Source organism: Paraburkholderia bengalensis, from assembly GCF_037126505.1.
Classification (GTDB): domain Bacteria; phylum Pseudomonadota; class Gammaproteobacteria; order Burkholderiales; family Burkholderiaceae; genus Paraburkholderia; species Paraburkholderia bengalensis.
In genome coordinates this window covers 30,004-49,676 of sequence record NZ_JACFYJ010000003.1, presented here as the reverse complement: position 1 = coordinate 49,676, position 19,673 = coordinate 30,004, and the positions used below count along the sequence as shown (strand labels likewise).

Here is a 19,673-nt window from a genome sequence, read left to right as displayed (position 1 = left end):
CGTAGAGGAGCGGAATGAAGTCGGCATTGCGGTGGATCAGCGCGACGTTGGTCGCGGCGGGCGTGTGCGCAAGTTATAGCGGCGTGGCATGGGCGGACGTGAAGATCGGCATGACGGTGTCGGCAACGGGCCCAGCGGCCTCGCTCGGCATTCCGGAGAAGAACACCAGCGCGCTTCTGCCGAAGGAAATCGCGGGCCAGAAGATCGACTACATCGTGCTCGACGATGCGACCGACTCGACGCAAGCCGTGAAGAACGCGCGCAAGCTCACGAGTGAAGACCACGTCGATGCGTTGATCGGTTCGACCGTCGTGCCGAACTCGCTCGCGATGATCGACATCGCCAATGAAACGCAAACGCCCATGATCTCGATGGCGGCGGCGGCATCGATCGTCGAACCGATGGATGCGAAGCGCTCGTGGGTCTTCAAGACGCCGCAGAACGACATCCTGATGGCGACGGCGATCGCGCAACACATGTCGAATCACGGCGTGAAGACGGTGGCCTTCATCGGCTTCTCGGATGCCTACGGTGAGAGCTGGTTCAAGGAGTTCGGCAAGGCCGCCGATCTCGCGAAGATCAAGGTCGTCGCGAATGAGCGCTTCGCGCGCAACGATGCATCCGTGACGGGCCAGGTGCTCAAGATGATGTCGCAGAACCCGGACGCCGTGCTGATCGCCGGTGCGGGCACGCCGGCCGCTTTGCCGGAAAAGACGCTGCGCGAGCGCGGCTACAAGGGCAAGTACTATCAGACGCACGGCGTCGCGAATAACGACTTCCTGCGCGTGTGCGGCAAGGATTGCGAAGGCACGTATCTGCCCGCGGGTCCGTTGCTCGTCGCAGATCAGCTGCCCGATTCGAACCCTGTGAAGAAGGCCTCGCTCGCCTACAAGCATGCGTACGAAGGCGCCAACGGCACGGGCTCGATTTCGACGTTCGGCGGTCATGCGTGGGACGCCGGCCTGCTGCTGCAACGTGCCATTCCTATCGCGTTGAAGAAGGGCCAGCCGGGCACGCCGCAATTCCGTGAAGCGCTGCGCGCCGCGCTCGAAAGCACGAAAGATATGGCGGGTTCGCATGGCATCTTCAACATGAGCGTGAACGATCACGCGGGCCTCGATCAACGGGCGCGTGTGATGGTGCAAATCGTCGACGGCAAGTGGAAGCTTGCTTCCGAATAAGCGAGGCGATTAACGCATTCAAACCAACCAAAAAGACGCGAGTAGTTGACGCGTCTTTTTTATTGCCCGCGAGATGATTGATCAAGGCAAAGCAGGGGAGACCATAAAGCGGTAAGGCCCGCATTTGACGCAATTGCAACGAGCAGGGAAAACCATGCTTGGCAGGCTTATACCCGATAACTAGATTCAGTTACCCGGTTCTCGAACTGGATTACGACACGCATTTAAAGCGTTTGGAGACATTCAATGAAAACGACAAAGCAATGGGTCCGTACTGCGATCGCAATGGCGCTCGTTTGCGGAGCGAGCACGGCGATGGCGCAGGTGAAGATTGGCGTCACGTTGTCCACTACGGGCCCCGCCGCATCGCTCGGCATCCCTGAAAAGAACACGATTGCGCTGCTGCCGAAGGAGATCGCCGGCAAGAGCGTCGAGTACATCGTGCTCGACGATGCATCGGACACGAGCCGTGCCGTGCAGAACACGCGCAAGCTGATCGACGAGAACCACGTCGATGCCATCATCGGCTCGACGGTCACGCCGAACTCGCTCGCGATGCTCGATCCCGTTTCGGAAGGCAAGACGCCGATGATTTCGCTGGCGGCATCGGCGGCCATCATTTCGCCGATGGATGCGAAGCGCTCGTGGGCCTTCAAGACGCCGCAAAACGACGGCCTGATGGCCGACGCGATCGCCGAGTACATGGAGAAGCATGGCGTGAAGTCGGTGGCGTTCATCGGCTTCTCGGATGCGTATGGCGAGAACTGGTACAACGTGTTCAGCAAGGCAGCGGATGCGCATCATCTGAAGCTCGTCGCGAACGAACGCTACAACCGTACCGATGCCTCCGTGACCGGGCAAATACTGAAGATCACGGCGGCGAATCCGGATGCCGTGCTGATCGCGGGTTCGGGTACGCCGTCCGCGCTGCCGGCAAAGGCGCTGAAGGAGCGCGGTTACAAGGGCAAGATCTATCAGACGCACGGCGTCGCGAACAATGACTTCCTGCGCGTGTGCGGCAAGGATTGCGAAGGCGAACTGCTGCCCGCAGGCCCGATTCTCGTGGCCGATCAGCTGCCCGAATCGAACCCCGTGAAGAAGTCGTCGCTGGCGTACAAGAATGCGTACGAGAAGGCGTACGGCGTGGGTTCTGTCGCGACGTTCGGCGGCCATGCCTGGGACGCAGGCCAGATGCTCGAACGCGCAATTCCCGAGGCGTTGAAGAAAGGCCAGCCGGGCACGGAAGCATTCCGCGTCGCGCTGCGCGAGGCACTCGAGAACGTCAAGGATCTGCCACTCTCGCACGGCATCATGAACATCACGACCACAGACCACAACGGTCTCGACAAGCGCGCTCGCGTGATCGTCGAGATCTCCGATGGCAAGTGGAAGCTTCAGAACGACTAAGACGGTACTCGCCTCTCGCGCGATGCGTGGCGCGAGCGTCTAAGAACGCTCTCAAGCCACGCAGCAATTTTCTGATCGATAACAATGGCTAGCTCTGCCGCGCCGTATCACAGGCGCGGCAGTTGTTTTATGTGTCGCTGCTTCGTTTGGCGGCCAGCAGGCGTTCAGCTGGCTCTCACTGTTTCTCAGTTTCAATTTCGACGTTCCAGGACGAGTAAGTATGGATCTATCAATTGCGGCGATCCTCGCGCAGGACGGCATCACGACGGGCGCGATCTACGCATTGCTCGCGCTCGCATTGGTGCTGGTGTTCTCCGTGACGCGAGCCATTTTCATCCCGCAAGGGGAGTTCGTCTCGTACGGCGCGCTGACGCTCGCCGCATTGCAGACGCAGAAGTTTCCGGCGACCTGCTGGCTGCTGATGGCGATGGGGCTCGCCTGCTTTGTCGTCGACGTGGTCGCGATGGCGCGGCATCCTGAGCGCCGGCGCCATGCGGCGCGCACGCTCACGACGCTGGTCGGCAAGTATCTGCTGTTTCCCGTCGCCGTGTATGCGATCACACGCGGCGTCGTCGCGCAACCGCTGCCGATGCTCGCGCAGATCGCGCTGACGATGCTGATCGTGGTGCCGATGGGGCCGTTCGTCTATCGCCTCGCCTACGAGCCCGTGGCGGAAGCAACGACGCTGCTGCTGCTGATCGTGTCCGTCGCCGTGCACTTCGCGATGGTCGGCCTCGGGCTCGTGATGTTCGGCGCGGAAGGATCGCGCACCAACGCGTTCACCGATTCGACGTTCAACATTGGCAGCATGTCGATCTCGGGGCAGAGCGTGTGGGTGATCGGCGTGGCCGTGGTGCTGATCGGCGTGCTGTATCTGTACTTCGACCGCTCGATCTCCGGGAAAGCGCTGCGTGCGACGTCCGTGAACCGGTTGGGCGCGCGGCTCGTCGGCATCGGCACGACACAGGCGGGACGCCTCGCGTTCACGCTCGCGGCCGGACTCGGCGTGCTGTGCGGCATTCTCGTCGCGCCGCTAACGACCATTTACTACGACTCGGGTTTCCTGATCGGCCTGAAGGGCTTTGTCGGCGCGATTATCGGCGGGCTGGTCAGCTACCCGCTGGCGGCGGCGGGCTCGATACTCGTCGGCTTGCTGGAGTCGTATTCGTCGTTTTGGGCCAGTTCGTACAAGGAAGTGATCGTGTTCACGCTGATCATTCCCGTGCTGCTCTGGCGGAGTCTCGCCAGCCCGCATGCGGAAGAAGAGGAGGAGTGACGCGATGAAACGCATCATGCAAAACAAGTTCTTCTGGTTGTTCCTCGTGGTGATGTTCGCGTTGCCCGTGCTGCCGCAACCGGTTCGCGTACCCGAGTATTGGGTCACGCTGCTCAACTACATCGGACTGTATTCGATCGTCGCCATCGGCCTTGTGCTGCTGACGGGCATCGGCGGGATGACGAGCTTCGGGCAGGCGGCGTTCGTCGGTGTCGGCGCATACGCGACGGCGTATCTGACGACGCAGTTCGGCGTTTCGCCGTGGCTTGCGCTGATCGTGGGGGTCGTGCTGACGGCCTTGATCGCGTTGTTGCTGGGCGCGGTGACGATGCGGCTATCGGGGCACTTCCTGCCGCTTGGGACGATCGCGTGGGGGCTCGCGCTGTTCTTTCTGTTCGGCAACATGGAGATGCTCGGCAAGTACGACGGCATCAACGGCATTCCTGTGCTCAACGTGCTCGGGATCAACCTGGAATCCGGCCGCCATATCTATTACCTGATCTGGACCGTCGTGCTTGGCGCCGTCGTGTCTGTTCAGAATCTGCTTAATAGCCGGCCCGGACGCGCGATCCGCGCGCTGCGCGGTGGCGGATTGATGGCAGAGGCGATGGGTGTGAATACGGCGTGGATGCGGGTCGTGATCTTCGTCTATGCCGCTGTGCTCGCGGCGATTTCGGGCTTTCTCTACGCGCATCTGCAGCGCGCCGTGAATCCGACGCCGTTCGGCCTGAATCACGGCATCGAGTTTCTGTTCATGGCCGTGGTCGGCGGCGTCGCGCACGTCTGGGGCGCAGTGCTGGGCGCGGCGATCCTCACGATTCTTCAGGACTATCTGCAAACGCTGCTGCCGAAATTGCTGGGCGAGAACGGCAATTTCGAAATCATCGTATTCGGCATCCTGATGGTGCTGCTGCTGCAGTACGCGCGCCAAGGTGTCTGGCCGTACGTGGCGCGCATTTTTCCTCGGGGTGGCCGTGCGCATGTGCCGGATCATGCCGACGCGTTGCCGCAGCGCAGCAAGCCGGCGGCCGGCGAATCGCTGCTGGTCGTCGATAGGGCACGCAAGCAGTTCGGCGGGTTGGTCGCGGTGAACGATGTCAGCTTCGAGGTGAAGGCGGGGCAGATCATCGGATTGATCGGTCCGAACGGCGCCGGTAAATCGACCACGTTCAACCTGGTGACGGGCGTTCTGCAAGCGACGAGCGGCGCGATTACTTTCCGGGGCGAACGTATCGACGCGCTCAATTCACGCGAAATCGTCAAACGCGGCATCGGGCGCACGTTCCAGCACGTCAAGCTGCTGCCAGGGATGACCGTGCTCGAGAACGTGGCAATCGGCGCGCATCTGCGTGGACATGCGGGCGTCTGGCGCAGCGTGGTGCGGCTGAACGCGGCCGAAGAGGCGCGTCTGATGGCGGAAGCCGCACGGCAAATCCGGCGCGTCGGCCTCGAGGCGCACATGTATGACGAGGCTGGCAGTCTTGCGCTCGGCAAACAACGCATTCTGGAAATTGCGCGTGCGCTTTGCTGCGATCCCACTCTGCTACTACTCGACGAGCCCGCGGCCGGGTTGCGTTATCAGGAGAAACTGCAGCTGGCGACGCTGCTGCGCAAGCTGCGCGAAGAAGGCATGAGTGTCCTGCTCGTCGAACACGACATGGATTTCGTGATGAATCTCACGGATCGGCTGGTGGTGATGGAGTTTGGAACGCGGATCGCGGAAGGCCTGCCACAAGACGTGCAGAACGACCCGGCCGTGCTGGAAGCGTACCTTGGTGGGGTGGAATGATGGCGGAGCAGACAATGGATACGCCGATTCTCGAAGTAAGCGGGTTATCCGTTCGATACGGAAAGGTCGAGGCATTGCACGACGCAAGAATTGCCGTGCGTCCCGGCCAGATCGTCTCGGTAATCGGGCCAAACGGTGCCGGAAAGTCGACGTTGCTCAACGCGATCATGGGCGCGCTGCCGGTGACGGGGCATGCGAAGGGTGCGGTGATCTACCGCAACGAGGACGTGAGCCACGTGCCCGTCGAAAAACGCGTCGCGCGCGGCATGTGTCTTGTACCGGAAAAGCGCGAACTGTTCGCGACGATGACGGTTGAAGACAATTTGGTATTGGGCGCGTACCGACGCAAGCGGGCGGGGGAGCGCAATTACCTGGATCAGCTCGAACCCGTCTTTCAGCTTTTTCCGCGGCTGAAGGAGCGCCGCAGGCAGGCGGCTGGGACGCTGTCGGGCGGTGAGCGGCAGATGTTGGCCGTTGGCCGCGCGCTGATGGGCAAACCGGACTTGCTGATGCTTGATGAACCGAGTCTGGGTTTGGCGCCGCTGATTGTGAAAGAGATTTTTCATATCATTAGCGCGCTGCGGCAAACAGGCGTCGCGACCCTGCTGATCGAACAAAACGCGCGTGCGGCGTTGCAGATTTCGGATTACGGCTACGTGCTCGAAACAGGCGAGCTCGCTCTGGAAGGCGAGGCGATTGCGCTAGCCCAAAACCCCAGAGTGATTGAAACCTATCTGGGTCTGACGAAAAAAGTCGCGTAGCCGACGGAATTTCTTGCGGACCGGCTGTCAAACGAACGGCGTGTTTCACGTGAAACACGCCGTTTTTTCGTCCTATGCCGTCTGGACGGAATTCGGGCCAAAAGCGAACCCGCTATAATTTCGCCCATACAATTTTCTTTAGGCTCACGCGGAGCTCCGGCGTGAGATCCGCGATGCTTTATCCCACAGAATTTGACGTAATCGTCGTCGGCGGCGGTCATGCCGGCACGGAGGCCGCATTGGCGTCCGCGCGCATGGGCAACAAAACGCTTTTGCTCACGCATAACATCGAAACCCTCGGCCAGATGAGCTGCAACCCGTCGATTGGCGGTATTGGCAAGGGGCATCTGGTCAAAGAAGTTGATGCGCTCGGCGGCGCCATGGCGGCGGCCACTGACGAAGGCGGTATCCAGTTCCGCATCCTCAATTCGTCCAAAGGCCCCGCAGTCCGGGCGACCCGTGCGCAAGCTGACCGCGTGCTGTACAAAGCGGCGATCCGTCGTCGCTTGGAGAATCAGCCGAATCTTTGGCTTTTCCAGCAATCGGTCGACGATTTGATCGTGGAAGGCGACAAGGTCGTCGGTGCGGTGACGCAAGTTGGCGTCCGTTTCCGCTCGCGGGCGGTTGTGTTGACGGCTGGAACCTTCCTTGACGGGAAGATCCACGTCGGCCTCAACAACTACACGGGCGGACGCGCGGGCGATCCGGCTGCTGTCTCATTGTCAGCGCGGCTCAAGGAACTGAAGTTGCCTCAAGGACGCCTGAAGACGGGTACGCCGCCGCGTATCGACGGGCGCACGATCGATTTCTCCAAACTTGAAGAGCAACCGGGCGATCTCGATCCGATTCCCGTCTTCTCATTCCTCGGGCGCGTCGAACAGCATCCGCGTCAGGTGCCGTGCTGGGTCACGCATACGAATTCGCAGACGCACGAGATCATTCGGGGCGGATTGGATCGCTCGCCCATGTACACGGGCGTCATCGAGGGCGTGGGCCCACGTTATTGCCCGTCAATCGAGGACAAAATCCATCGATTTGCGTCAAAAGAGTCGCATCAGATCTTCCTCGAGCCGGAAGGGCTGACAACGAATGAGTTCTATCCGAACGGCATCTCGACGAGCCTTCCTTTCGACGTTCAGCTCGAACTGGTGCGTTCGATGGTCGGCCTTGAGCACGCGCACATATTGCGTCCCGGCTACGCAATCGAGTACGACTACTTTGATCCGCGCGGCCTGAAGGCTTCGCTGGAAACGAAGGTAATCAATGGACTGTTCTTCGCGGGCCAAATCAACGGTACGACGGGCTACGAAGAGGCCGCGGCCCAAGGGTTGCTGGCCGGCATTAACGCCGGTTTGTTCGTTCAGGGTAAGGAAGCGTGGTGCCCGCGTCGCGATCAGGCCTATCTGGGTGTGCTGGTTGATGATCTCGTGACGCGCGGCGTCTCTGAACCGTATCGCATGTTCACCAGTCGCGCGGAGTATCGTCTTAGCCTCCGCGAAGACAACGCGGACATGCGGCTGACGGAGATCGGACGTGAGTTGGGCGTTGTCGACGATGTGCGCTGGGACGCTTTCAGCCGCAAACGCGACGCTGTTTCACGTGAAACAGAGCGCCTGCGAACGACTTGGGTCAATCCGAAGACGCTTTCGTCTGACGAAGCCACCGCGCTGTTGGGCAAACCTATCGATCACGAATATAGCCTCGCGGACCTGCTGCGCCGCCCGGGTGTTTCGTACGACGGTGTCTGCGGATTGCGGGAAGGCGCATGCGGCCCTGCAGAGCCACTGGCCGGCGATGAAGTGCTGCTTGCCCAGATCAAGGAACAGATCGAGATCGGCGTTAAATACCAAGGCTATATCGAGCGTCAGGCCGGTGAAATCGAGCGCAACGAAGCGCACGAGAGTACGCGGCTGCCCGAGAATCTCGATTACGCGGAAGTTCGCGGCTTGTCGTTCGAGGCGCGCCAGAAGCTGACACAGTTCCGGCCTGAAACGATCGGTCAAGCGTCGCGTATTTCTGGCATCACGCCGGCGGCAATCTCGTTGCTGATGGTTCACCTCAAGCGCGGTCTCGGCCGTCGCGGGCAAAAGCCTGTCGATACGGGCGCGGACAACTCGCCGGTGGCTCAATGACGGCCCGTCCGAACACGATGCCTACTCGCGAGTCGCTGGCTGAATTGCTGGGGGAGGGCGTCCGCGACCTCGGCATCGCTTTGAACGGCGATCAGCATGACAAGCTACTCGACTATGTTGCATTGCTGGCAAAGTGGAATGCCGTCTACAACCTGACGGCGATTCGCGATCCGAGGCAAATGCTGATTCAGCACATTCTGGATTCACTTTCGATCGTTCCGCATCTCGCTCGATCCGGCGCGGCGTCGGTGCTGGATGTCGGCTCGGGCGGGGGGCTGCCCGGCATCGTGCTGGCGATCGTATTCCCCGAATGGTCCGTGACCGTCAACGATATCGTCCAGAAAAAATCCGCGTTTCAGTCGCAAGCAAAGGCCGAGCTGGGCCTCGCGAACCTCGCGGTGGTGACCGGCCGTGTCGAGAATCTGCGGCCGGGCGTCGAAGTATCAGGAAAGTTCGATGTGATCGTCTCGCGCGCATTCGCAGAACTCGCGGATTTCGTTACACTGGCCCGTCACCTCGTCGCGGAAAACGGCGCGATCTGGGCGATGAAGGGCGTGCGACCGGATGGGGAAATCGAGCGTTTGCCGCGCGATGCACGGGTGAAGCAGGTGATCCGTCTAAAGGTGCCGTCGCTGGACGCCGAGCGGCATCTGGTCGAGGTCACCGTAGACTGAAGCTCGATCGAAATCTCATTAAACAGGCTGCAAAGGGACACCTAAAAGATGGCAAAAATCTTCTGCGTTGCGAACCAGAAGGGTGGAGTCGGCAAAACGACAACCGCGGTCAATCTCGCCGCGAGCCTCGCATCGCAGGGACAACGGGTCCTGCTCATCGATCTCGACCCACAAGGCAACGCTACGATGGGCAGCGGTGTCGACAAGGCGGCTTGCGAAAACACTGTGTACGAAGTGCTGGTCGACGGCGTGTCGGTGGCGGATGCACGCGTGAAGTCGGAGGCTGTTTCGTATGACGTATTGCCCGCCAACCGAGAACTGGCCGGCGCCGAGGTTGAACTCGTCAGCATGGACAATCGTGAGCGTCAACTGAAAGAGGCGCTTGCGCACGTCGTCCAGGACTACGATTTCGTGCTGATCGATTGTCCGCCCGCGCTGTCGCTATTGACGCTGAACGGCCTGTGCGCCGCGCATGGCGTCGTCATCCCGATGCAGTGCGAATACTTCGCGCTCGAAGGCTTGTCGGACCTCGTCAATACCATCAAGCAGGTTCACGCGAACCTCAATCGCGATCTGAAGGTCATCGGCTTGCTGCGCGTCATGTTCGATCCGCGCATCACGCTGCAGCAGCAGGTTTCGGAACAATTGAAGGAGCATTTTGGCGACAAGGTGTTCGATGTCGTCATTCCGCGGAACGTGCGGCTGGCCGAGGCACCGAGCTACGGACTGCCGGGCGTCGTGTTCGACCGCGCATCGCGTGGCGCGCAGGCTTATGTGCAGTTCGGCCAGGAAATGATCGAACGGGTGCGAGCGCTATGACGCAGCGCCAATCATCCAAAGCGGACCGAGGAACCACGATGAACGCAGTAGCACGGAAGAAGGGGCTGGGCAGGGGACTGGAAGCACTGCTTGGCGGAAGCGCGGACATCACGGAAGCGGTGAAGATCAACGGCGCGCCGCATACGCTGCCGCTCGACAAGATGCAGGCGGGCAAATATCAGCCACGCACGCGAATGGACGAAGGTGCGCTGCAGGAATTGGCGGCCAGCATTCGCTCGCAGGGTCTGATGCAGCCGATTCTGGTGCGTCCCATTTCGCCGGAGAAGTTTGAAATCATCGCGGGCGAGCGCCGTTTTCGCGCCGCCCGCCTGGCGGGCCTCGACGAAGTGCCGGTGCTGGTCCGTGACGTGCCTGATCAGGCGGCGGCCGCTATGGCGCTTATCGAGAACATCCAGCGGGAAGACCTGAACCCGCTCGAAGAGGCGCAAGGCATCCAGCGTCTGCTGGATGAATTCAGCTTCACGCATGAACAGGCAGCCGAATCGGTTGGACGGTCGCGCAGCGCGGTATCGAACCTGCTTCGTTTGCTAAACCTCGCTTCGCCCGTGCAGACGATGCTGCTCGCCGGCGATCTGGACATGGGCCACGCACGCGCATTGCTGGCCGTCGACGCCGCTACGCAGATTACGCTGGCGAACCAGGTGGTCAACAAGCGGATGTCGGTTCGTGAAACCGAAAAGCTGGTTACGGCAACGACTAAGGCCGCTCCCGCCGTGAAGGCGAAGGCCAACAACGACGGCGGCAGGGATACGCGGCGGCTCGAAGAGGAACTGTCCGATCTGCTTGCCGCCACGGTAAAGATCAAGCTGGGACGTCGCGGACGAGGGCAGGTGCTCGTCGATTTCGGCGACCTTGACGCGCTCGAAGGCATACTTGCGCGGTTGCGCGGCAACGCGACGGCATCGTAAAACGCCTTTCCGATGCCGACTGCTGAACACGCCATCAAGCCAACTCGAGGCCTGCTGCTCACGATCATCCACTACGTAGCGAAGGAGCCGGTGCTTTCCGTGCTCGTCGCTGCGTTGATCGTGCTGCAGATTTTCCATCCGCGACCGTGGAAGTCTTTGCCTTCGCTGGTCGACTGGCAAACCGTGCTGACCCTCGCTGGGCTGCTGATCCTGACGAAGGCTGTCGAATATTCAGGATTCCTGATGTGGCTCGCGCATCGTGTGGTCCACCGGATTCATTCGCAGCGCGGGCTCGCCTGGTTGTTGATCGCGCTCGCCGCGGCGCTGTCGACGTTGCTCACCAACGACGTCGCATTGTTCGTTGTCGTGCCGCTCGCCTTGTCGCTGAACGAATTGACGCCGCTGCCGCTCAAGCGCCTTGTGATTTTCATTGCCATAGCGGTCAATGCAGGATCGATCCTCACGCCGCTCGGCAATCCTCAAAACCTGTTTCTGTGGCAGACGAGCGGCGTATCGTTCGGCGGCTTTGTGCTGGCGCTTGCGCCGTTGTGCCTGGCGCTGATGGCGATGATGTACGCCCTCGCGGCAGTTGCGTTCAGGCCTATCCCGTTGGACCTGTCGGGCGACACGGAGCCGCACCCCGTCGATCGTCCGCTGCTGGGTGTCGCCGCGATACTGTTCGTGGCGTTCGTCCTGCTCGCAGATGCCCACCGAGCTGGGATCGGACTGATCGGCGTCGGCTTGGGATTTATCTTCTGGCGTCCGCGAATTGTCCTGAAGATCGATTGGCTTTTGCTGTTGATCTTCGTGTTCATGTTCATTGTCTTAAGAAGCGTCGCGGCATTGCCCTGGGTACACAACGCAGTTGGCCAATTGCATCTCACCACGCCGCTGCGCGCCTATGCCGCAGGCGCAGTACTGTCGCAATTCATCAGCAATGTCCCAGCCGCGATCATGCTCGCTGAGTTTTCGAAAGACTGGCGTGCGTTGGCGTTCGGAGTGAGTGTCGGCGGATTCGGATTTGCGATCGGTTCGCTGGCCAATCTCATTGCAATGAGGCTTTCAGGACAGCGCGGAATGTGGATGCAGTTTCATCTCTTTTCGGTCCCGTTCTGGGTGGTCGGCGGCGCGGTCGGCGGATGGTTGCTGTTGCATTTTTGACACTTGTGCGCGCGCGGAAAATGAGCATCCAGAACCGCCGTCACGGCGCATCGCGCGACGCGGTTCCTGTCCGGCCGCGACTGCCTTACATTTGCCGTCCGGTGCGCTGAAAACGGGGTTTTCCCGCATCATGAAGCGCCGTTTCACGGTGGTTATTGGTCGGGCTAAAGTCTTGAATTGGCTGCAACTATCGCTTACAATCGCCCGGATTTATTTGCTAGGCACCCCCGTAAGCGGCGCGAAAGCTCGCGGGCTGAAACAGGACTTTGCGGAACACTGCGATGGCGGTCAAAACGTCGAACCAAACGCCGCAGCAACGGCACGACGAACACCGCGAAGAGCGCATCGGTTCGCAAGCGCCGGGTCACCAGCGCGCAACGCATGACGAAGCGTGGGATGCCGAGCAGCAAGATAACAATATCGTTCCGCTCACGCGGGCTGAAGCTGAAAAGCTGTTCGGTCCGCAGGTGAGTCGTCCATCGCGCGTTACACCGCTCAAGGTCGTGATTGCGCAAATGGTTTTGTCCCTGGGTGCGACGCTGTTGTGGTGGCTGTTCTACAAGCCGCCGGGCGATGCTGCGCTGTCCGCGTTCCTGGGGGGAGCGATTTGCTGGGTGCCGAGCGCGTTGTTCGCGGCACGTCTTAAGAAGTTGAGCGGCGCCGAAACGGTGATGAGCTGGATGATCGGCGAAGCGCTCAAGATGGGGACAACGATTGCGATGTTTATTGCCGTCGCATTCTGGTATCACGACGTGCGGTGGATTCCGCTGCTCGTGACTTATCTCATCGCTCTCAAGACGTACTGGGTCGCGCTCGCCTGGCGGTGAAGCAAACGAGACATCGCTGACACGTGCATGAGCAACGTGACGTCAGCACGAGGCGCGCGGGTTTGACAGAAGCCCGCGCTGGCGTGTTCCCGCAATACAGCATTGCGGCGGGAGCGGCCCGGAAAAATTTTCGACAATTTGGGTGGCATTAACGATATGGCAGCTAGCGAAGGAACGCGCGCTCTGGACCCGTCCGAGTACATTGCGCACCACTTGCAGAATTTTTCCACCGCTCATCAGACGTCGATCTTCGATATCCACGTCTGGAATCTCGATACGCTCTTCTGGTCGATCGTGTGCGGTCTCGTCACCATCCTGATCCTGCGTCTCGCTGCGCGTAAGGCGACGTCCGGCGTGCCGGGCCGCTTCCAGTGCGCAGTCGAAATGCTGGTCGAAATGGTCGAGGATCAATCGAAGTCGATGATCCACGGCAACCGCGCTTTCATCGCGCCGCTCGCGCTGACCGTGTTCGTCTGGGTCGCGCTGATGAACTCGCTCGACTTTCTCCCCGTCGACCTACCGGGCCGCGTGATCGGCTGGCTGGGTCTGTCCGAAGTCATCTCGCACCACCGCATCGTGCCGACGGCCGACCTGAACGGCACGCTCGGCATCGCGCTCGGCGTGTTCGTGCTGATGATTTACTACAACTTCAAGATCAAGGGCGCAGGCGGCTTCGTGCACGAGCTGCTGTCCGCTCCGTTCGGCGCGCATCCGCTGCTGTGGATCCCGAACCTTGCACTGAACATCATCGAGTTCGTCGCGAAGACGGTTTCCCTCGGCATGCGGCTGTTCGGCAACATGTACGCGGGCGAGCTGTTGTTCCTGCTGATTGCCCTGCTCGGGAGCATCTGGAACTTCGGTGCGGACACGACGGTGCTTGGCTTCATCGGCCACGTGATCGCAGGCAGCGTGTGGGCGATCTTCCACATCCTGATCGTTCTGCTGCAGGCGTTCATTTTCATGATGCTGACGCTGGTGTACATCGGCCAGGCACACGACGCTCACTAACCGGCGCGTCGCCAAAGAATCAGAGTTTCAGAATCGTAGTTTTTTAAATCCCAGTTCCAAAAAGACTTTTCACAAGGAGTGATCATGCAAGCTTTCATCGCCAACATCCAGGGTCTGACCGCCATCGGTATCGGCATCATCATCGGCCTGGGTGCAATCGGCGCCTGTATCGGTATCGGTCTGATGGGTGGCAAGTACATCGAAGCATGCGCTCGCCAGCCGGAACTGATGAACCCGCTGCAAACCAAGATGTTCCTGCTGGCTGGTCTGATCGATGCGGCGTTCCTGATTGGCGTTGGTGTGGCAATGCTGTTTGCGTTCGCGAACCCGCTGCTGTCGAAGCTGGCAGGCTGAGGTTCCTCGGAAGTGCGCGCCTGATCTATAACTGATGAGGGCGCAAAGCGGAACGGGCACTAAGGCGCTGATCGAGCACTGAATCGATGAGCGCCTTGCCGTTTCCTCCTCCGAACAAGCAACGTTTAAGGAAACACCGTGAATCTCAACGCAACCCTGTTTGCGCAAATGGTCGTGTTCCTGATCCTCGCGTGGTTCACGATGAAGTTCGTGTGGCCGCCGCTGATCAACGCCCTCGACGAGCGCTCGAAGAAGATCGCCGACGGTCTCTCGGCCGCTGAAAAGGGCAAGCTGGAACTCGAAGCCGCGCACAAGCGCGTCGACCAGGAACTCTCCCAGGCACGCAACGAAGGCCAGCAACGCATCGCTGACGCCGAAAAGCGTGCCGTCGCGGTCGCCGACGAAATCAAGGCGCAGGCGCAAGCCGAAGCCGCTCGCATCATTGCCCAGGCGAAAGCCGACGCTGATCAGCAGATCGTGAAGGCGCGCGAAGCGCTGCGTGGCGAAGTCGCCGCGCTCGCCGTGAAGGGTGCCGAGCAGATCCTGAAGCGCGAAGTCGACCAGGCGGCTCACGCCGACCTGCTGAATCAACTCAAAGCCGAGCTCTGATCATGGCCGAACTTGCAACCATCGCCCGTCCGTACGCAGAAGCGCTGTTTGGCGTGGCCGAAGCTGGTGACATCGCCGCCTGGTCCGAATTCGTGCAGGAGCTGGCACAGGTTGCGCGTCTGCCCGATGTGCTGTCGATTGCCTCGAGCCCGAAAATCAGCCGTGCACAGATCAGCGACCTGCTGCTGGCCGCGGTGAAATCGCCGCTCAAGGACAATGCGCAAGCGAAGAATCTGGTTCAGATGCTGGTCGACAATCATCGTCTGCCGCTTCTGCCGGAAATCGCCACGCAGTTCGAAGAGTTGAAGAACGCCCGCGAAGGTGCGGCCGATGCGCTGATCGTCAGCGCATTCCCCCTCGAAGGTGCGCAGCTGGACGACCTCGTCGCAAGCCTCGAACGCAAATTCAAACGCAAGCTGAAGCCGACGGTCCAGGTGGACTCGTCGTTGATCGGCGGCGTTCGCGTGACGGTCGGCGACGAAGTGCTCGATACCTCGGTCCGCGCGCGGCTCGCCAGCATGCAGACGGCTCTGACCGCCTGAAGCCCTCACGTGGTTGTGGCGGCTGGCACGCAACAGAAATGACTATCAGGAGCGAATAATGCAACTCAATCCCTCTGAGATCAGCGAGCTGATCAAGAGCCGGATCCAGGGCCTTGAAGCGAGCGCAGACGTTCGCAACCAGGGCACCGTGATCTCCGTGACCGACGGTATCGTGCGCATCCACGGCCTGTCGGAAGTGATGCAGGGCGAAATGCTCGAATTCCCGGGCAACGTGTACGGCCTCGCGCTGAACCTCGAGCGCGACTCGGTCGGCGCGGTGATTCTGGGCGAATACGAAAGCATCTCGGAAGGCGACATCGTCAAGACGACGGGCCGCATTCTCGAAGTGCCGGTCGGTCCCGAACTGGTTGGCCGCGTGGTCGACGCGCTGGGCAACCCGATCGACGGCAAGGGCCCGATCAACGCAAAGCTGACGGACCCGATCGAAAAGATCGCTCCGGGCGTGATCTGGCGTAAGTCGGTGTCGCAGCCGGTGCAAACGGGTCTGAAGTCGATCGACTCGATGGTGCCGATCGGCCGTGGCCAGCGCGAGCTGATCATCGGCGACCGCCAGTGCGGCAAGACGGCCGTTGCGGTCGATGCGATCATCAACCAGAAGGGCAAGGACCTGATCTGTATCTACGTCGCGATCGGCCAGAAGGCTTCGTCGATCGTGAACGTGGTTCGCAAGCTCGAAGAAACGGGCGCGATGGCGTACACGATCGTCGTCGCCGCTTCGGCTTCGGAGTCGGCCGCGATGCAGTACCTGGCACCGTACGCCGGCTGCACGATGGGCGAATACTTCCGCGACCGCGGCCAGGACGCGCTGATCGTTTACGACGACTTGACCAAGCAGGCTTGGGCATATCGCCAGATCTCGCTGCTGCTGCGCCGTCCGCCGGGCCGTGAAGCCTACCCGGGCGACGTGTTCTATCTGCACTCGCGTCTGCTGGAGCGTGCTGCTCGCGTCTCGGAAGAGTACGTCGAGAAATTCACGAACGGCGAAGTGAAGGGCAAGAGCGGCTCGCTGACGGCACTGCCCGTCATCGAAACGCAGGCAGGCGACGTGACGGCGTTCGTTCCGACGAACGTGATCTCGATTACCGACGGTCAGATCTTTCTGGAAACCGACCTCTTCAACGCAGGTATCCGCCCGGCAATTAACGCTGGCGTGTCGGTGTCGCGCGTTGGCGGCGCGGCTCAGACGAAGGTCGTGAAGAAGCTGTCGGGCGGTATCCGTACCGACCTCGCACAGTACCGCGAGCTGGCTGCGTTCGCGCAGTTCGCATCGGACCTCGACGAAGCCACCCGCAAGCAGCTCGAGCGCGGCCGCCGCGTGACGGAACTGCTGAAGCAGCCGCAATATCAGCCGCTGCAAGTGTGGGAACTGTCGGTGTCGCTGTTCGCAGCGAACAACGGCTACCTCGACGATCTGGACGTCGCGCAAGTTCTGCCCTTCGAAAAGGGCCTGCGCGAATTCCTGAAGTCGAAGCATGCTGACCTGATCAAGCGCATCGAAGACAACAAAGACTTGTCGAAGGACGACGAGGGCGCGCTGCACGCCGCACTCAAGGACTTCAAGAAGTCGGGCGCTTATTGATCCGCGAGTGATCCGCAAGGCATAAACGGACCTTGAAGCAGCGTGGCGCGTGCAAGCGCGTCTGCGCTGCTTCGATCAAGGAGCAAGCTATGGCTGGAATGAAGGAAATTCGCGGCAAGATCAAGAGCGTGCAAAACACGCGCAAGATCACGAAAGCGATGGAGATGGTGGCCGCATCGAAGATGCGCCGCGCCCAGGAGCGCATGCGCGCTGCTCGCCCGTACGCCGACAAGGTCCGCGATATCGCTGCGCACATGAGCAGTGCGACGCCCGAGTATCGTCACCCGTTCATGGTGTCGAACGAAAGCGCGAAGTCGACGGGTTTCATCCTCGTCACGACCGACAAAGGTCTGTGCGGCGGCATGAACACGAACGTGCTACGTGCTTCGCTCCAGAAGTTCAAGGAGCTGGAGGGTCAGGGCAAGACGGTCGAGGCAACGGCTATCGGCAGCAAGGGCCTCGGTTTTCTGAACCGCCTGCGCGCGAAGACTGTTTCTAACGTCGTGCAACTGGGCGACACGCCACACCTCGAGAAGCTGATCGGCGCGGTGAAGGTTCAGCTCGACATGTACTCGGAAGGCAAGGTTTCGGCCGTGTATCTCGCGTACACCCGTTTCATCAACACGATGAAGCAGGAGCCGGTGATCGAGCAGTTGCTGCCGTTGTCGACGGAGCAGTTCGAGCGCAAGGAAGGCGAGCAGGATAGCCCGACGCCGAATACGGCGTGGGACTACATCTACGAGCCGGACGCACAAACGGTCGTCGACGAACTGCTGGTGCGTTATGTCGAAGCGCTGGTCTATCAGGCCGTCGCGGAAAACATGGCCTCGGAACAGTCTGCACGCATGGTCGCGATGAAGGCCGCTTCGGACAACGCGAAGACGGTCATCAACGAACTGCAGCTCTCGTATAACAAGAGCCGCCAGGCAGCGATCACGAAGGAACTGTCGGAAATCGTCGGTGGCGCCGCAGCAGTCTGACGCTGACGTCGACACGCGGAAGCGCCATCTGGCGAGTCCACCGAAATGCGCCGTTGCGCGAGTGAAGAATTGAGTATCTAAAGGAAAAGCGATGAGTACTACTGCTTTGGTAGAAGGCAAGATCGTACAGTGCATCGGCGCGGTGATCGACGTGGAATTCCCGCGTGAACACATGCCGAAGGTTTACGACGCGCTCATTCTCGAAGGTTCGGAACTGACGCTCGAAGTCCAGCAGCAGCTGGGCGACGGGGTGGTTCGTACCATCTGTCTGGGTTCGTCGGATGGTCTGCGTCGCGGCGTGATGGTGAAGAACACCGCGAAGCCGATCAGCGTGCCCGTCGGCAAGCCGACGCTCGGTCGCATCATGGACGTGCTGGGCCGTCCGATCGACGAAGCCGGCCCGATCGCGGCCGAAACCACGCGCTCGATCCACCAGAAGGCGCCGGCGTTCGACGAACTGTCGCCGTCGACGGAACTGCTCGAAACGGGTATCAAGGTTATCGACCTGATCTGCCCGTTCGCGAAGGGCGGCAAGGTGGGCCTGTTCGGCGGTGCTGGCGTGGGCAAGACCGTCAACATGATGGAGCTCATCAACAACATCGCGAAGGAGCACGGCGGTTACTCCGTGTTCGCGGGCGTGGGCGAACGTACCCGTGAGGGCAACGACTTCTACCACGAAATGAAGGACTCGAACGTTCTGGACAAGGTCGCGCTGGTGTACGGCCAGATGAACGAGCCGCCGGGCAACCGTCTGCGCGTCGCGCTGACGGGCCTGACGATGGCCGAGCACTTCCGTGACGAAGGCCTCGACGTGCTGTTCTTCGTCGACAACATCTACCGTTTCACGCTGGCCGGTACGGAAGTGTCGGCTCTGCTGGGCCGTATGCCTTCCGCAGTGGGCTATCAGCCTACTCTGGCTGAAGAAATGGGCAAGCTGCAAGAGCGTATTACGTCGACCAAGACGGGCTCGATCACGTCGGTTCAGGCCGTGTACGTCCCTGCGGACGACTTGACGGACCCGTCGCCGGCTACGACCTTCGGCCACCTGGACGCAACCGTCGTTCTGTCGCGTGACATCGCTTCGCTGGGTATCTACCCGGCAGTCGACCCGCTCGATTCGACTTCGCGTCAGATCGACCCGCACGTGATCGGCGAAGAGCACTACTCGATCACGCGCCGCGTTCAGCAAACGCTGCAGCGCTACAAGGAATTGCGCGACATCATCGCGATTCTGGGCATGGACGAACTGTCGCCGGAAGACAAGCTGTCGGTCGCACGCGCTCGTAAGATCCAGCGTTTCCTGTCGCAGCCGTTCCACGTTGCTGAAGTGTTCACGGGCTCGCCGGGCAAGTACGTGCCGCTGAAGGAAACGATCCGTGGCTTCAAGATGATCGTCGACGGCGAGTGCGATCACCTGCCGGAGCAGGCGTTCTACATGGTCGGCACGATCGACGAAGCCTTCGAAAAGGCCAAGAAGATCCAGTAAAGGCTGGGTGTAACGAAGCGGGCGCCGGCTAGCGCGGTGTCGCCGTCGAAAGACGGCGGTCGTGCAAAGCAGGCGCCTCGTCCTACGCTCACCAGCGTTGCATGAGACGAGAGTACGCGCTAAAGCGCTAACTCTCGC

Annotated in this window: 18 protein-coding genes; all 18 read left to right on the top strand. The window is 60.8% G+C overall.

Features of this window, described 5'->3' with window-relative positions:
* The first annotated feature begins 14 nt into the window (after positions 1-14).
* Positions 15-1,181, top strand: coding sequence for an ABC transporter substrate-binding protein (locus H3V53_RS02880; protein WP_336596635.1), 1,167 nt, complete (start codon positions 15-17; stop codon positions 1,179-1,181).
* A 246-nt stretch (positions 1,182-1,427) separates the two neighbouring features.
* On the top strand, positions 1,428-2,588 hold the full coding sequence (locus H3V53_RS02875; RefSeq protein ID WP_054918164.1) for an ABC transporter substrate-binding protein: 1,161 nt from the start codon (positions 1,428-1,430) through the stop codon (positions 2,586-2,588).
* A gap of 220 nt (positions 2,589-2,808) precedes the next feature.
* Entirely contained in the window at positions 2,809-3,864 is a 1,056-nt protein-coding gene (locus H3V53_RS02870; protein WP_336596634.1) for a branched-chain amino acid ABC transporter permease, read from the top strand.
* 4 nt (positions 3,865-3,868) lie between these two features.
* Complete coding sequence (locus H3V53_RS02865; protein ID WP_336596633.1) at positions 3,869-5,653, top strand: branched-chain amino acid ABC transporter ATP-binding protein/permease; 1,785 nt, start codon at positions 3,869-3,871, stop codon at positions 5,651-5,653.
* Positions 5,653-6,414, top strand: a complete 762-nt coding sequence (locus tag H3V53_RS02860; protein ID WP_054918169.1) for an ATP-binding cassette domain-containing protein — start codon at positions 5,653-5,655, stop codon at positions 6,412-6,414. The genes H3V53_RS02865 and H3V53_RS02860 overlap by 1 nt, the downstream gene beginning before the upstream one ends.
* Before the next feature lie 173 nt (positions 6,415-6,587).
* Positions 6,588-8,546, top strand: a complete 1,959-nt coding sequence (mnmG, locus tag H3V53_RS02855; protein ID WP_336596632.1) for a tRNA uridine-5-carboxymethylaminomethyl(34) synthesis enzyme MnmG — start codon at positions 6,588-6,590, stop codon at positions 8,544-8,546.
* Positions 8,543-9,220, top strand: coding sequence for a 16S rRNA (guanine(527)-N(7))-methyltransferase RsmG (gene rsmG, locus H3V53_RS02850; RefSeq protein WP_336596631.1), 678 nt, complete (start codon positions 8,543-8,545; stop codon positions 9,218-9,220). Before mnmG ends, rsmG begins: the two co-directional genes overlap by 4 nt.
* Before the next feature lie 48 nt (positions 9,221-9,268).
* Entirely contained in the window at positions 9,269-10,039 is a 771-nt protein-coding gene (locus H3V53_RS02845; protein WP_054918179.1) for an AAA family ATPase, read from the top strand.
* A gap of 38 nt (positions 10,040-10,077) precedes the next feature.
* Positions 10,078-10,968, top strand: a complete 891-nt coding sequence (locus H3V53_RS02840; RefSeq protein WP_336596630.1) for a ParB/RepB/Spo0J family partition protein — start codon at positions 10,078-10,080, stop codon at positions 10,966-10,968.
* Between the two features lie 12 nt (positions 10,969-10,980).
* Positions 10,981-12,129, top strand: coding sequence for an SLC13 family permease (locus H3V53_RS02835; protein ID WP_336596629.1), 1,149 nt, complete (start codon positions 10,981-10,983; stop codon positions 12,127-12,129).
* Between the two features lie 281 nt (positions 12,130-12,410).
* Entirely contained in the window at positions 12,411-12,956 is a 546-nt protein-coding gene (locus tag H3V53_RS02830; protein WP_336596628.1) for an ATP synthase subunit I, read from the top strand.
* A 156-nt stretch (positions 12,957-13,112) separates the two neighbouring features.
* Positions 13,113-13,964 carry a F0F1 ATP synthase subunit A gene (atpB, locus tag H3V53_RS02825; RefSeq protein WP_336596627.1) on the top strand — a complete coding sequence of 284 codons (852 nt, stop codon included), beginning with the start codon at positions 13,113-13,115 and terminating at the stop codon, positions 13,962-13,964.
* A gap of 84 nt (positions 13,965-14,048) precedes the next feature.
* Positions 14,049-14,318 carry a F0F1 ATP synthase subunit C gene (gene atpE, locus H3V53_RS02820; RefSeq protein WP_007180033.1) on the top strand — a complete coding sequence of 90 codons (270 nt, stop codon included), beginning with the start codon at positions 14,049-14,051 and terminating at the stop codon, positions 14,316-14,318.
* Positions 14,319-14,456: 138 nt separating this feature from the next.
* The gene (locus tag H3V53_RS02815; RefSeq protein WP_012402379.1) at positions 14,457-14,927 is read left to right on the top strand and encodes a F0F1 ATP synthase subunit B; all 471 of its coding nucleotides are present in this window, start codon (positions 14,457-14,459) and stop codon (positions 14,925-14,927) included.
* Between the two features lie 2 nt (positions 14,928-14,929).
* The gene (locus H3V53_RS02810) at positions 14,930-15,469 is read left to right on the top strand and encodes a F0F1 ATP synthase subunit delta (protein WP_336596626.1); all 540 of its coding nucleotides are present in this window, start codon (positions 14,930-14,932) and stop codon (positions 15,467-15,469) included.
* Positions 15,470-15,527: 58 nt separating this feature from the next.
* Positions 15,528-17,069, top strand: a complete 1,542-nt coding sequence (gene atpA / locus H3V53_RS02805) for a F0F1 ATP synthase subunit alpha (RefSeq protein ID WP_054918188.1) — start codon at positions 15,528-15,530, stop codon at positions 17,067-17,069.
* An 89-nt stretch (positions 17,070-17,158) separates the two neighbouring features.
* The gene (gene atpG, locus H3V53_RS02800) at positions 17,159-18,049 is read left to right on the top strand and encodes a F0F1 ATP synthase subunit gamma (protein WP_336596625.1); all 891 of its coding nucleotides are present in this window, start codon (positions 17,159-17,161) and stop codon (positions 18,047-18,049) included.
* Positions 18,050-18,140: 91 nt separating this feature from the next.
* Complete coding sequence (gene atpD, locus H3V53_RS02795) at positions 18,141-19,535, top strand: F0F1 ATP synthase subunit beta (protein ID WP_054918193.1); 1,395 nt, start codon at positions 18,141-18,143, stop codon at positions 19,533-19,535.
* Positions 19,536-19,673 lie beyond the last annotated feature (138 nt).

Excerpts from the sequence above, each read along its gene's own strand:
- H3V53_RS02880 (WP_336596635.1), top strand. The coding sequence starts at position 15 with ATGAAGTCGGCATTGCGGTGGATCAGCGCGACGTTGGTCGCGGCGGGC.
- H3V53_RS02875 (WP_054918164.1), top strand. The coding sequence starts at position 1,428 with ATGAAAACGACAAAGCAATGGGTCCGTACTGCGATCGCAATGGCGCTC.
- H3V53_RS02870 (WP_336596634.1), top strand. The coding sequence starts at position 2,809 with ATGGATCTATCAATTGCGGCGATCCTCGCGCAGGACGGCATCACGACG.
- H3V53_RS02865 (WP_336596633.1), top strand. The coding sequence starts at position 3,869 with ATGAAACGCATCATGCAAAACAAGTTCTTCTGGTTGTTCCTCGTGGTG.
- H3V53_RS02860 (WP_054918169.1), top strand. The coding sequence starts at position 5,653 with ATGGCGGAGCAGACAATGGATACGCCGATTCTCGAAGTAAGCGGGTTA.
- mnmG (WP_336596632.1), top strand. The coding sequence starts at position 6,588 with ATGCTTTATCCCACAGAATTTGACGTAATCGTCGTCGGCGGCGGTCAT.
- rsmG (WP_336596631.1), top strand. The coding sequence starts at position 8,543 with ATGACGGCCCGTCCGAACACGATGCCTACTCGCGAGTCGCTGGCTGAA.
- H3V53_RS02845 (WP_054918179.1), top strand. The coding sequence starts at position 9,269 with ATGGCAAAAATCTTCTGCGTTGCGAACCAGAAGGGTGGAGTCGGCAAA.
- H3V53_RS02840 (WP_336596630.1), top strand. The coding sequence starts at position 10,078 with ATGAACGCAGTAGCACGGAAGAAGGGGCTGGGCAGGGGACTGGAAGCA.
- H3V53_RS02835 (WP_336596629.1), top strand. The coding sequence starts at position 10,981 with ATGCCGACTGCTGAACACGCCATCAAGCCAACTCGAGGCCTGCTGCTC.
- H3V53_RS02830 (WP_336596628.1), top strand. The coding sequence starts at position 12,411 with ATGGCGGTCAAAACGTCGAACCAAACGCCGCAGCAACGGCACGACGAA.
- atpB (WP_336596627.1), top strand. The coding sequence starts at position 13,113 with ATGGCAGCTAGCGAAGGAACGCGCGCTCTGGACCCGTCCGAGTACATT.
- atpE (WP_007180033.1), top strand. The coding sequence starts at position 14,049 with ATGCAAGCTTTCATCGCCAACATCCAGGGTCTGACCGCCATCGGTATC.
- H3V53_RS02810 (WP_336596626.1), top strand. The coding sequence starts at position 14,930 with ATGGCCGAACTTGCAACCATCGCCCGTCCGTACGCAGAAGCGCTGTTT.
- atpA (WP_054918188.1), top strand. The coding sequence starts at position 15,528 with ATGCAACTCAATCCCTCTGAGATCAGCGAGCTGATCAAGAGCCGGATC.
- atpG (WP_336596625.1), top strand. The coding sequence starts at position 17,159 with ATGGCTGGAATGAAGGAAATTCGCGGCAAGATCAAGAGCGTGCAAAAC.
- atpD (WP_054918193.1), top strand. The coding sequence starts at position 18,141 with ATGAGTACTACTGCTTTGGTAGAAGGCAAGATCGTACAGTGCATCGGC.